The 13,524-nt window shown below is 49.1% G+C and carries 7 protein-coding genes and 2 pseudogenes; 3 read left to right on the top strand and 6 right to left on the bottom strand.

Annotation, left to right across the window (positions count from 1 at the left end; translation table 11 throughout):
• Positions 1 to 241 precede the first annotated feature (241 nt).
• Positions 242 to 1,906 carry an electron transfer flavoprotein-ubiquinone oxidoreductase gene (locus tag FHS77_RS03995; RefSeq protein ID WP_184220337.1) on the bottom strand — a complete coding sequence of 555 codons (1,665 nt, stop codon included), beginning with the start codon at positions 1,904 to 1,906 and terminating at the stop codon, positions 242 to 244.
• Positions 1,907 to 2,167: 261 nt separating this feature from the next.
• Here FHS77_RS03995 and FHS77_RS04000 point away from each other — a divergent pair, with 261 nt between their 5' ends.
• Complete coding sequence (locus FHS77_RS04000) at positions 2,168 to 3,064, top strand: uracil-DNA glycosylase (RefSeq protein WP_184220339.1); 897 nt, start codon at positions 2,168 to 2,170, stop codon at positions 3,062 to 3,064.
• A 19-nt stretch (positions 3,065 to 3,083) separates the two neighbouring features.
• Here FHS77_RS04000 and FHS77_RS04005 read toward each other — a convergent pair whose 3' ends face one another.
• Complete coding sequence (locus tag FHS77_RS04005) at positions 3,084 to 3,992, bottom strand: DMT family transporter (protein ID WP_184220615.1); 909 nt, start codon at positions 3,990 to 3,992, stop codon at positions 3,084 to 3,086.
• A gap of 435 nt (positions 3,993 to 4,427) precedes the next feature.
• On the opposite strand from FHS77_RS04005, the pseudogene FHS77_RS16465 reads away from it, so the two are divergent.
• Together FHS77_RS16465 and FHS77_RS04010 are read left to right on the top strand one after the other, a co-directional pair.
• Positions 4,428 to 4,668: pseudogene (locus FHS77_RS16465) on the top strand (PAS domain-containing sensor histidine kinase); the annotation flags it as partial.
• A 248-nt stretch (positions 4,669 to 4,916) separates the two neighbouring features.
• Positions 4,917 to 6,767: pseudogene (locus FHS77_RS04010) on the top strand (PAS domain-containing sensor histidine kinase); the annotation flags it as partial.
• Here FHS77_RS04010 and FHS77_RS04015 read toward each other — a convergent pair.
• The 4 genes from FHS77_RS04015 to FHS77_RS04030 form a co-directional block, all read right to left on the bottom strand.
• A complete protein-coding gene (locus tag FHS77_RS04015) occupies positions 6,751 to 9,687 on the bottom strand; it encodes a bifunctional [glutamine synthetase] adenylyltransferase/[glutamine synthetase]-adenylyl-L-tyrosine phosphorylase (RefSeq protein WP_184220344.1) in 2,937 nt (978 codons plus the stop codon). The pseudogene FHS77_RS04010 and the gene FHS77_RS04015 overlap by 17 nt on opposite strands.
• Positions 9,688 to 9,711: 24 nt before the next feature.
• Positions 9,712 to 11,124 carry a sensor histidine kinase gene (locus FHS77_RS04020; RefSeq protein WP_184220347.1) on the bottom strand — a complete coding sequence of 471 codons (1,413 nt, stop codon included), beginning with the start codon at positions 11,122 to 11,124 and terminating at the stop codon, positions 9,712 to 9,714.
• A 9-nt stretch (positions 11,125 to 11,133) separates the two neighbouring features.
• Positions 11,134 to 11,832, bottom strand: coding sequence for a response regulator transcription factor (locus tag FHS77_RS04025; protein WP_184220350.1), 699 nt, complete (start codon positions 11,830 to 11,832; stop codon positions 11,134 to 11,136).
• A 64-nt stretch (positions 11,833 to 11,896) separates the two neighbouring features.
• Positions 11,897 to 13,426 (bottom strand): Do family serine endopeptidase, encoded by a 1,530-nt coding sequence (locus tag FHS77_RS04030; protein WP_184220354.1) that lies wholly within the window; start codon positions 13,424 to 13,426, stop codon positions 11,897 to 11,899.
• Positions 13,427 to 13,524: the final 98 nt, after the last annotated feature.

The following is a 13,524-nucleotide window of genomic DNA, read 5'->3' on the forward strand; positions in this document are numbered from 1 at the left end:
TCCGGTCAATATTTACATATGACGCAGACGCGTACTTCACCGACATTATCTTACGGCGGTCGAGACGGACACTATCTCCGGTCAATATCTACATATGACGCAGACGGGTCCTTCGCCGACATTATCTTACGGCGGTCGAGACGGACACTATCTCCGGTCAATATCTACATAATGGCGTAGACGGGTCCTTCGCCGACATTATCTTACGGCGGTCGGGACGGACACCATCTCCGGCCAATATTTACATATTGGCGTAGACGGGTCCTTCGCCGCCTTGTGGCGGTACCCAATTGATATTTTGGTTCGGGTCTTTGATGTCGCAGGTTTTACAATGAACGCAATTCTGCGCATTGATCACGTAAGTCTCCTGCCCGTCCTTCTCCACCCACTCATAAACACCAGCAGGGCAATAACGTGCCGACGGCCCGTCATAAACGCCGAGCTCCGATGTCACCTGCAAAGCCATATTCTGCACCAGTAGATGCACCGGCTCATTTTCTTCATGATTGGTATTCGAAAGAAACACTGATGACAAACGGTCAAATGTCAGCACACCATCAGGTTTCGGATAATCAATTTTCTTATGCTTGTCCGCAGGCTCCAAAGAAGCAGCATCGGTTTTACCGTGCTTCAACGTGCCAAATAAAGAAACACCAAACAATGTGTTCGTCCACATATCCAAGCCACCAAGACCGACACCAACAAGTGTTCCGAACTTCGACCAGAGCGGCTTAACATTGCGCACTTTTTTCAGATCTTTGCCAATATCACTACTGCGCCAGCTATTTTCATAATCGACTAGCTCATCATTGGTTCGGCCATTTTCAAGTGCCGCCACTACGCTTTCTGCTGCCTGTATGCCTGAAAGAACTGCATTATGGCTGCCTTTGATGCGTGGCACATTCACAAACCCTGCCGAGCAACCAAGCAATGCACCACCCGGGAAGCAAAGTTTTGGCACGGATTGCCAGCCACCCTCGGTTATTGCGCGGGCACCATAAGAAACACGCTTGGCACCTTCAAACACATCTTTGATGGCAGGATGCGTTTTAAAGCGTTGGAACTCTTCAAATGGCGAAAGATATGGATTTTTATAATTCAGGTGAACAACAAAACCCACTGCCACCATATTATCTTCCAGATGGTAAAGGAAAGAGCCGCCACCGGTTTTCATATCAAGCGGCCAACCGAATGAATGCTGTACCAAGCCCAATTTATGTTTGGATGGATCAACTTGCCACAGCTCTTTCAAACCAATGCCGTATTTGGCAGGCTCGCGATCAGCATCCAGTTTGAAATGCTCGATCAGCTGCTTTGCAAGTGAACCGCGCGCACCTTCACCAATGAGCACATATCTGCCCATCAAGGCCATGCCGCGGGTATAATTTGGCCCATATGTGCCATCTTTTTCAATGCCCATATCGCCGGTCGCAACACCATTGACCGCGCCATTTTCATCGTAAAGCACTTCCGTTGCTGCAAAGCCCGGATAGATTTCAACACCCAGCGCCTCGGCGCGTGATGCCAGCCAACGTGCGACATTGCCAAGTGAAACAATATAATTGCCGTGATTATTCATCAAAGGCGGCATCAGCATATTAGGCAAACGCACCGAACCTGCTGGCCCAAGCAAAAGAAAATGATCAGCTGTCACAGGTGTTTTAAACGGATGATCAGGATCATCGCGCCAATCAGGGATCAGCTTTTCGATACCGACAGGATCAACCACCGCGCCGGACAAAACATGTGCGCCAACTTCGGCACCTTTTTCCAGCACGACAACAGATAAATCAGGCGATAATTGTTTTAAACGAATAGCCGCAGCCAATCCGGCAGGCCCTGCCCCCACGATAACAACATCAAACTCCATGCTCTCGCGTTCAGGCAGTTCAGCAGCTTCGGTCATTTACGCCTCCGATTTATTTTCTTGTCGTCTGCGCCCTGCGCGGGCTGCCTCGTCAGGCTGTTTTTGTTTTTTTGTACTAACGGTATCGCAAAATTAGAATTAATCGCCTATGCGTCCTAACGTCCGTATTAAACAGTACAGACACATTTACCTCATGTCTCACTAAAGATATTACTTTTCTCTCAACAGACAGGTTGCACTTGCATTAACGCACAGAATTTGCCACCCCCTGTCTATAGACAGCTTTGGAGATCCAAACTGATGACTGCCGGACAAATCACATATGATATGGATGAGCTGCTGCATTTTTATGCAGAATCCGGCTTGGACATAGCTTTGTCTGAAGAGCCAGTGGATCAGTTTGCAGCATCCGAAAAGGCTGAAAGACTGCGCAAAGAACAGCTCAGTCAGATGGCGGCACAAAGACAGCCGCAAAATGCGCAGCGTCAAGCGCAATCAAATCAACGCCCAGCAAATGCTGCACCAGCAACCCGAGCAGCACCAACGCCGGTATTTGCGCCCAGCACAAGCCAAGCAGTGCCGGACGCGCAGCAAATTGCTCTGGCGCGCGAAAGTGCGGCCAGTGCCAATACATTGCAGGAGTTGCGCGAGCGCCTTGCAGCTTTTGATGGTTGCGGACTGAAGTTCACAGCCAAAAATCTGTGCTTTGAAGACGGCAACCCCGATGCTGCGATTATGTTTGTCGGTGATGTGCCGGGGCGCGATGAAGATATGGAAGGCCTGCCATTTGCAGGGCGTACCGGTCAGTTGTTTGACAATATGCTCAGTGCAATCGGCCTCACCCGAGAACAAACCTACCTCGCTAATATGATTTGCTGGAGGCCACCAGGCAATCGCATTCCTACACCATTGGAAATTGAACTCTGCCAGCCATTTATCGAACGGCAGATTGCACTGGCAAATCCAAAAATTATTGTCAGCTTTGGCGGCCCTGTCACCAAATTACTCACTAATGCTGCCGATACGATTTTGCGGGTAAGAGGGAACTGGCTGTCACATGCAACGGCGGCAGGCGTGCAAATACCTGTTATGCCAAGCCTGCATCCGGCCTATCTGTTACGCAGTCCTGCACAAAAGCGCTTTGCATGGCAGGACTTATTAAGCGTTAAAGCCAAATTACAAGAGTTGGGCGCGTAAGATCAAACAGTTACGCAAATCATGGAATGGTTTGCGGTGAGTTTGATTTTTGCGGTGGAAGCGCCAATTTACGCTCACGCAAGATCACGAAAATACCGGCCATCATTACAATAGCACTGCCGATCAGCATAGTGACGGTTGGTATATCGCCAAAAATCAAAAAACCGATGATGAGACTAAGCACCATCGATGTATATTCAAACGGTGCAATCGTCGACATCGGCGCATGACGATAAGATTCTGTCAGCAAGATTTGCGCAATTCCTCCGGCTAAACCTGCACAGATCAACATGATCAACTGATGTAAATTAGGCATCACCCAGCCAAATGGCAGTGTCAAAAGGCCAGCAACGGTTGAGGTCAGGGTGAAATAAATCACAATGGTCGAGGTGCGTTCTTTTTTAACAAGACGTCTGACAAGCACCATAGCAACAGCCGCTAATGCTGCGCCTGCTAGCGCCGCAAGTGCGCCAAACGCTTCCTCCTGCCCTATTTGGCCTGTCGTAAAAATGCTCATACGCGGCCAGATGATGATCAAAACGCCAATGAGGCCAACAAAAACCGCGCTCCAGCGATAAACGCCGACAAACTCTTTCAAAACCACAGCACTGAGCATCACGGCAATCAAAGGAGATGCATAGTTGATGGCAACAGATTCAGGCAGCGGCAGTTTTGTCAGCGCAAAAAAGCTGCAAAACATAGCTGACACACCAACCAAACCACGCCAAACATGGCTGGCTGGCTCTTTGGTTCTAAAGGCACCCTGAAGCTGTCCGCGCCACCACAAATAAAACAGAATAGAAAATATCGCGAAGAAGGAGCGAAAGAAAACCAACTGACCAACAGGAATATCGTCCGTTGCTTTCAGCAAAGTAGACATCGCAACAAAAACCGAAACCGATGCTATTTTAAACCCAATGCCCAACATCGGGCGGGAGTAATCTAGATCGGGGCTCACGGACGGTTGCGAAGGGGCGCTCAATACGCGAATCCTTTATAATCATACAGAAAACAAGTTCAGAACCTTTTCACTCATAGGCCTGATTCTAACCGAAAACCAGTTCGATATGCCTCTGATTGAGTATTTTTTGGTGCCTTCGCCGGAAGCGTTAAAAATATATTATCAAATCCGCTCTATGGTTGATGAAGGGTTTATTACAACGGTTGAGCATGGGCTGAAGCATATATGCATCGCGGGCTTCAAGAGAGAATCATTTCAGCACCGATTCTCAAAAAACGAATCGAATTTAAGAAATAATTAGCAAAAGGACTGGACAGCGCGAATCACTTTTGATTCATTAGGTTAGCGAGTGTGTTGCGTCGCGAATCACTTTCAGTGTTGTTGTTATTATGGGGAGCCTCGATGGCTAGGACGGACGCCTATGGCGAGCCGATGGGGAAGAATTCTTCCGCACGGCCGAAACTAAAAAAAGGTGGTCTTTCCGCTCATGTCAGCTTGCTGGCAGGTCCTGCCTATCGCAAATTTGCATCCTTTGAACCAACGCTGCGCCGCGTCGTTCCCGTCTTGATTATTTCTTTCCTGATTATTCTTGCAGTTGCCCGCTTGTTTTCCTTGCTGGCGTGGCGCGATGACATCGAGCGCAGCAGTCGCTCTGCCATCGCGCTGGCAAGCTTGCAGGTCAGTGCGCATATTGACCGCGCTAGCTTTCTCAGTCAGTCGCATGACGCCCCTGATTCAAATTCAATCAAGGCAATGCTCGATGAAGCGCGTTCCGCGCTACATATCAGCAATGCGATTGATTTGGTGGTGGCTGATGAAAATAATCAGGTACTGACCAGCTCAGGCATCCATAACAAAGGCTTAAAAAACATTGCGGAGCAAATATCCGAAGGGCAACCTTTGCTGCTTTTTGGCGACAAAGCCGGCGTCATGGAAGTCGGCATTGATGGTGAGGCCAGCTTTGCTTCCCTCACCCATCCAACCTTCATGCGTAACCTGTCCGTGCTGGCTTATGAGCCAAAGCAAACCATTTTTGCAGAGTGGCGTAAAACAGCTTCGCTGAACCTGACACTTTTTGCAGGCACGTCCGGTGTTATGCTTGCCATTCTTTATGCCTATTTCAGTCAGGCAGCGCGCGCACGTGAAGCTGATGATCTTTCTCAACAGATCCAGTGGCGCATTGATATGGCGCTTGCTCGCGGACGTTGTGGCTTGTGGGATTGGGATATGGTGCGCGGACGCATCTATTGGTCGCGCTCCATGTACGAGATGCTCGGCTATGAATCGCAAGACAGCATTTTGGCATTTGGTGCCGTAGCAGCAATTGTTAATCCCGATGACGGCGATCTTTATGATATTGCCAAACAAGCTGTAGCCGGTGAAATTTCGCAAGTCGACAAAGTCTTGCGTATGCGCCATGCCGATGGCTCTTGGGTGTGGATGCGTGTGCGTGCAGAAGTTGCAACCGAAGGCGATCCGCATCTGGTTGGTATCGCATTTGATGTCAGCGAACAGCATCGCTTTGCGCAAGCTACTGCAGAAGCAGATATGCGCATCCGTGAAGCGATTGAAAATATCTCCGAGGCCTTCGTTCTCTGGGACGCTAAAGACCGTCTGGTGATGTCCAATTCCAAATATAATGAATATGCCGGACTTGAGGCTTCAGCTTTGCGACCTGGCGTAATCCGCCAGCAAATCGAACCATTAATCCGCCCAGTCGCATTTGAACGCCGTATGGCCAACGAACATAATCGTGCTGGTGCCGAAACCTATGAGCGTCAATTGAGTGACGGCCGCTGGCTACAGGTTAACGAACGCCCGACACAAGATGGCGGACTGGTTTCAATCGCAACTGACATTACCCAGTTGAAGCTGCATCAGGAGCGCATGGTTGAAAGTGAAGGAAGGCTGATGGCGACAATTCACGATCTTTCAGTTGCCCGTAAAGGCGAAAAAGACCGTGTCCGCGAATTGTCTGAATTGGCACGCAAATATGCCGCTGAAAAGGAACGTGCAGAAGGCGCAAACCGCGCCAAGTCCGAGTTCCTTGCTAATATGTCTCACGAGCTGCGCACACCTTTGAATGCCATCATCGGTTTCTCAGAAATGATTCAGGCTGGCACATTCGGCCCGCTGGGTTCTGACCGCTATGAAGAATATATCAATGATATTCATTCAAGCGGTAACTACCTGCTAAACGTGATCAACGACATTCTGGATATGTCGAAAATTGAAGCTGGTCAGTTCTCGCTTGACCATGAAAAGATTGATCTCTGCCCGTTGATTAACGAAACCGTTCGTATGATTTCGCTACAGGCAGAAGAGAAGCATATTCAGGTTCACACCCAAATTGCTGATCGTCTTGCACTTCATGCTGATCGGCGCGCTGTTAAACAAATTCTGATTAACCTGTTGTCCAACGCGGTCAAATTTACCGGTTATGACGGCCATATCACTGTGCGCGCACATCAAACACAGGCGGCTCTTTTCATCACCATTCAAGATACCGGCTGCGGTATTCCGAAATCTGCATTGAAGAAAATCGGTCAGCCATTTGAACAGGTGGAAAACCAGTTCACAAAATCTCACACAGGTTCTGGCCTTGGTCTTGCGATTTCTCGTTCACTGGCCGAGCTCCATGGCGGCACGCTTCGTATCCGCTCCACTCAAGGCGTCGGCACCATTGTTTGCGTGCGTATCCCTGACCGTTCAGCTCAGAGCGAAATCACACAAGCTGCGTAAAAGCTGCACGGGCATCAGCTGAATATTCATTCAGCTGATATTCCAGCACCCTTAAATCCGGCAATTGCGAGACCTGACACAAAAGCTCGACCATGCCGGGCAGGAATTCTTCAGGGTTGAAATCGTCGCCTAAGCACAGGCGAATGGTCTGGCTTAAATTGGTGTAAAGCTGACAGATTTCCGTAAGCTTTTCGCGCATATCCGCAGAGGCAAACTCCAGCTTCATGTGGTGTAAAATGGCCTGTGTTGTCATGCCAGACGGCTTCACAGTCACCTGCCCCGTTAATACGGCATACTGGGCGATGAACTCTAAATCCATCATACCGCCGGTTTTTAATTTAAAATCCCAAATGTGACGTGCAGGTTTTTCCTCCTCCACTAGGCGGCGCATTTTCTGCACATCTTCAGCAATTTTAGCGCCATCACGCGGCATCGACAAAACATCTCTGATGATGTTTTCAACCCGTAAGGTCAGCTCTTCATCACCTGCAATAGGACGCGCGCGGGTGAGTGCCATATGCTCCCATGTCCACGCCTCCTGTCGCTGATATTTATCAAAAGAACTCACATGTGTTGCGACGGGCCCCTTATTGCCGGATGGGCGCAAACGCAAATCCACCTGATATAAAATGCCTTCCGCAGTCGGCGCAGATAAGGCCGCTACCAAGCGCTGTGTCATACGCATATAATATTGTGAAACATGCAATGGCTTTTCACCATCCGAATATTCAACCTCTTCGGGGTGATCGTAAAGCAAGATCAAATCGACATCCGAGCTACCGGTCAATTCACGACTGCCAAGTTTGCCCATAGCAAGTACAGTGGTTTTCCCACCCGCAATCTTGCCATGTCGTCTGCCGAACTCCTCCGCAACAGCCTCCATTGCGCGCGTAATCATCAGCTCTGCCAAATCAGAAAAGGCTTTACCGGCGCGCACGCCATCAATGGCACCTGTTAATAAGCGAATACCAATCAAAAAACGGTGCTCGGCGGCAAAAATGCGCAAACGATCCAAGATATCTTCATAGATACTGGCTGAACCCAAAAAGGCTTTGAGCCGCGTTTCCAGATAGTTCAGCGTCGGCATTTCAGCAAAAATTGCCGGATCTAAAAGCCCGTCAAAAACATGTGGCTTACGCGTGATAATATCAGCCATGCGCGGCGCAACACTCATCACCAAAACTAACAGGTTCAACAAACGCGGATTGGTTTGTAAAAGTGAAAAAAGCTGAATACCAGCAGGTAAGCCTTGCAGAAAACTATCAAAGCGCACCAATGTATCATCGGCTTGTTTGGTCTCAGCAAAAGCTTGCAACAGGGCCGGAGTGAGTTCTGTCAAACGCTCACGCGCTTCTGCCGATTGCGTGGCGCGGTAGCGCCCGAAATGCCAGCCCCTGATAATTCGGCAAATGTCTGATGGCCGTTGGAACCCCATCTTCGACAGGGTTTCAATCGTACCCGGATCATCATCCTCGCCAGTAAAAACTAAATTGCCCGCGTCATTGCCAAGCTCAGCAGCTTTTTCAAAAAGCACAGCATAATGTTTCTCAACTGTCTTCAGACAATGCAGCAGGTTTTTGGTAAAGGCCGAAACATCAGAATACCCCATCAGATGGGCAATGCGTGCCAACCCTTCATCATCTTCCGGCAATGTATGGCTTTGCTCATCATTCACCATCTGAATGCGATGCTCCACATCACGCAAGAAGCTATATTGCGCTGTCAGATCATCTCGTGCCTGCAAGGTAATCCAGCCGAATTCTGCTAAAGTTTGCAGCATCGCAATAGTTTGCGAGCCACGCAATTGCGGAAAGCGTCCGCCAGCAATCAGCTGTTGCGTTTGTACAAAGAACTCGATCTCTCGAATACCGCCACGACCCAATTTTACATTATGTCCGTGGATCGCAATATGGCCATGCCCTTTATGGGCATGGATTTGCCGCTTGATGGAATGAACATCTGCAATCGCCGCATAATCAAGATATTTGCGCCAGATATAAGGGGAAAGCTCTTGCAAGAAAGCGTTACCTGCTTTGATATCGCCCGCGACAGGACGCGCTTTGATCATCGCGGCACGTTCCCAGTTCTGCCCGCGCCCTTCATAATAATGAAGGGCAAAGCCAAACGGAATGGCCAGCGGCGTGGAACCCGGATCCGGGCGTAATCTTAAATCCGTGCGAAAAACATAACCATCAACTGTGCGCTCCTGCATGATGCGCAGCAAACGGCGCGCAAGGCGTGAAAATGTTTCGACACACTCGTACGGATCACCGATAAAAGGGCTTTGCTCATCAATCAGGACAATCAGATCAATATCGGATGAATAATTAAGCTCGCAAGCACCAAACTTACCCATCGCCAAAACGATCCAGCCACAGTCCTTCTCCGGATCTTCCGGATCGAAGAGTGTGATTTTGCCTTTGGCCGCGGCATCCCGCAACAAAAAACGCACTGCTGCACCAAGGCACATTTCTGCTAAATCAGTGATCCATCGGGTTGTTGTCGCAGTATTGAAAAGTCCGGCCAGATCGCAAAGTGCGATCAATACATGCGCTTTATTTTTCCCCCGTCTCAAGCCAGCCATCAGGCTGTTTTCAGTCGCCCCCTCACCGCGGCCGCATTGTTTAATATCAGCAAAGACATCGCTCAAAATCAGCTCCGGCGATGTCGTTGCCAACTGTGCTAAAATTTCAGGAAAACGCAGCAAATAGTCCCGAATATAAGGGGACAGATCAAGCACCGAGCCAATAAAACCTGTAGCGATTTCATCGGCCAGTAATGCTTTCAGCTCAACAAGGTTTTCTTCTTCCGCACGCTTTTGCAGCTCATTTAAATATTGCTGCGCTGCCTGCTCATCTACCGGTGTCAGAACTCGCTGTAACCGTTGAAAAAATAAATGCCCTGCCGTGTCTGACGCCATTCATCACCAAATTATGCTAAAGATTCAGCCTTCGGAGTGACGCGGAAACTCCAGAACCACACGCAATCCGCCCTCACTTTCAGATGCCACATTATCCTCAAGTGTCAGGCTGCCACCGTGCAATTTCATAACCGCTTTGGCAAGACTTAATCCAAGACCGGAACCTGGTTGTGTGCGGCTTTCTTCCAGGCGCACAAATCTCTCTGTCACCTTTTCACGCATATCAGCGGCAATGCCCGGGCCATTATCGGCGACAAAAATACGCAACAGCTTATCATCGACATCCATACCAACATGCACTTTGGCAGATCTATCATCGGAGGATGCATATTTAATCGCATTATCGACAAGATTGGAGATGGTCTGCGCTATAAGTTCACGGTTAAAGCGAATAGGTGCCTCGCTCAGATCACCAAGTGCCAGATGAACACCGGCATCCTCTGCCACAGGTTCATACATTTCCACCACATCGCGTAATATTGGAGCCACCGGCTGAACGGCAAGGTTTTCTGCCGAGAAGCCAGCTTCAAGGCGCGAGATCATCAAAATAGCATTGAAGGTCAAAATCAGCTGATCTGATTCAACAATAATGGATTCCAGCGCCTCACGATAATCCTGCGTTTTCTTCTTGCCAGAAAGTGCAGCCTCCGCACGGTTGCGCAATCTTGTCAGCGGTGTTTTCAAATCATGGGCAATATTGTCTGAGACATGTTTCAGCCCCTCATTCAGCTCCTGAATACGTGCCAGCATGATATTTAAATTGCCGGAAAGGCGATCAAATTCATCGCCGGAACCATTCACCGGCAAGCGGCCAGACAAATCACCATCCATAATGCGTTGGGACGCGGTTGAAACATCACCGATCCGCTTAAGTGCTTGTCGTCCGACAAAGAACCATATCAGAACAGCGCCGATCCCCATGATCGCCAATGCGAGCATAAGCGAGCGCTGGATGATGTCACGGATACGATCTGAATCGCTTAAGTCACGTCCGACCATCACACGCATGCCATTCGGCAATGCAATCACCACCGCAATGGCACGATGCTGACGCTCGGTCAGCTGATCACCATACCGATTGTAAAGGAATGAACGCTCAACAAAGCCGTCCGTATCCAACACCCCCGGTTCAATGCTTTCCACATTGCCGGCAAGAATGCGACCACTGACATCAGCCACAAGATAAAGATAAGCACCCGGTTGGCGCGAACGATAATCAATACTGCGAACAAGGGCTGGAATACCACCGCGATTATAGGTCTTGCCGATATTGATGACTTCTTCATTCAATGCCTGACGCGTCTGCCCCTCAAGCAGAGACGCTGAAAGCGTCGTCATATAAAGAATAATCACAACGGATCCGACAAAAAACAGCAGCAAATAAAGCGCAGAAAGACGCGCAGCCGTTGTTTTCATAATCGCGGAAAACCAACTCATTTTAAATCATCACTTCGCTTTTGTACGTGAGGCGTTTTCGGCCTTCAGCATATATCCGGCACCACGAATTGTATGAAGTAAAGGCTGATCAAAGCCTTTTTCAATCTTGCTGCGCAAGCGTGAAATATGGACATCAATCACATTGGTTTGCGGATCAAAGTGATAATCCCACACGTTTTCAAGCAGCATCGTACGGGTCACCACCTGTCCGGCATGACGCATCAAATATTCAAGCAAGCGGAACTCGCGTGGCTGTAAAGCAATATCAACGCCGCCACGGCAAGCACTATGCGAGAGACGATCCAGTTCCAGATCACCAACGCGATAAATTGTTTCTGCTTCACGCGGATTGGAGCGACGCTGCAACACTTCCACGCGGGCAAGAAGTTCAGAAAAAGCATATGGCTTAGTGACATAATCATCACCACCGGCACGTAGTCCGGTAACCCTATCATCTACCTGTCCAAGGGCAGAAAGAATAAGTACCGGCGTTTTGTTGCCTTGTGCCCGCAGGCCTGCAACAACCGATAATCCGTCACGACGCGGCAACATACGGTCGACGATCAAAATATCATAATTGCCGGTTTCAGCTAAAGCTGCACCGGTTTCACCGTCTCCGGCAATTTCAGTCACATGTCCGGCTTCAGAAAAAGCTTTCTGTAAATAACGCGCAGCTTCACTGTCATCTTCAATGACTAAAATTTTCATATCCAGACATCCCCATAAAATATTGGCGGACTACTTAAGCCCGCCAATTTGATTTTCAGTTCAATCAACCCTGATCAACAGGCAGCGCAACAAAACGGCTCTGATCGTTGTTCTGCAACTGAAGCAAAACAGCCTTTCTGCCGGATTTCACTGCTTCTGCAATGGCATTATTGATATCATTAACCGTTTTGACCGGCTTATTATTAACAGAAGCAATCACATCACCAGAGCGAATGCCGCGGTCAGCAGCAGCGCTGTCCGGATCGACATTAGTAATTACCACACCATCATTATTTTCAGACGGAACAACAGTCAGTCCGTAGCTATCAAGGGTTTCACCTTCGCTTGGCGTTTGTGTTGCTGCACCATCTGAGCTTTTCTGATCATCCGGCATACCACCGATGGTTACCTTAATGGTCTGCGCTTTCTGGTTGCGCCAGATGGTGAACTCAGCAACTTCCTTTGGTGCAATATTGCCAACTTTACGTGCTAGATCACGGCTATCTTCAACGGTTTCGCCATTGATTGCTGTGATCACATCACCAGCTTGAATACCGGCCTTAGCTGCGGGGCCATCAGGCTGCGGCACAGCAACAATGGCACCTTTAGCTTCGGAAAGACCAATAGAGTCAGCTATTTCTTTATTGACCGGCTGTATCTGCACTCCAATCCAGCCACGCTCTACTGAGCCGGACTTAATCAGCTGGTCAACAACCTGCTTGGCCGTTGACGCAGGGATCGCGAAAGCAATACCAACATTACCGCCGGATGGTGAGAAAATCGCAGTATTAATACCAATGACCTGACCATTTAAACCAAAGGTCGGACCACCGGAATTACCCTTGTTCACCGCTGCATCAATCTGAATGAAGTCATCATAAACGCTGGCACCAATATCGCGGCCACGCGCCGAAACGATACCGGCAGTTACAGTACCACCCAAACCAAATGGATTACCGACAGCGACAACCCAGTCGCCTACACGAACATTATTGTCATCACCCAAAGCGACATAGGTAAATTTAGTTTTTGGCTCATCAACTTTCAGCACTGCCAAATCTGTACGCGGATCCGTACCAATCAATTTGGCATCCAGCTCTTTACCATCATCCAAAACAACGGAGAAAGAGTCGCCGGATGTCACAACGTGGTTGTTGGTGACAACATAACCATCTTCAGAGATGAAGAAGCCTGAACCTTGTGAAACAGGTCGGGCATGACCCGGGCGACCTTCACCACGCTTACCTTTACGCTGGTCCGGACGCTGCTTTTCACCCTGCGGGCCAAAGCCGAAATCACGGAAGAAGCGCTTCAACGGATGGCCGTCTGGCAACTGGTCAAAGCCCTGACCAAAAAACTGAGGGCCGGAATTATCTACTGGCTGAACCTGACTTTTCACCCGTACACTAACAACAGCAGGGCGTACTTTTTCAACCAGATCAGCAAAGCCGGGCTGCGCAGCAGCGGTAACTGTCACTGGTTCAGCGTAGGCAGAAATGACCGGAGGAAGAGCAAAAATGCCGCCTGTCACAGTTGCAGTCAGTGCAATGGCGGCAACGCTTTTACGAAAGTAAGAATTTTTGACTATGGACATAATCTTCTCCTTGGGAGGGATCCCGATTTAATCTTATGTCAGTCAATATAGGTAGCAGAACCTTACCACTCAATTTCCAACAGATGAAATTTTGGTAA

Source organism: Paenochrobactrum gallinarii (assembly GCF_014205685.1).
GTDB classification, from domain to species: Bacteria; Pseudomonadota; Alphaproteobacteria; order Rhizobiales; family Rhizobiaceae; genus Paenochrobactrum; species Paenochrobactrum gallinarii.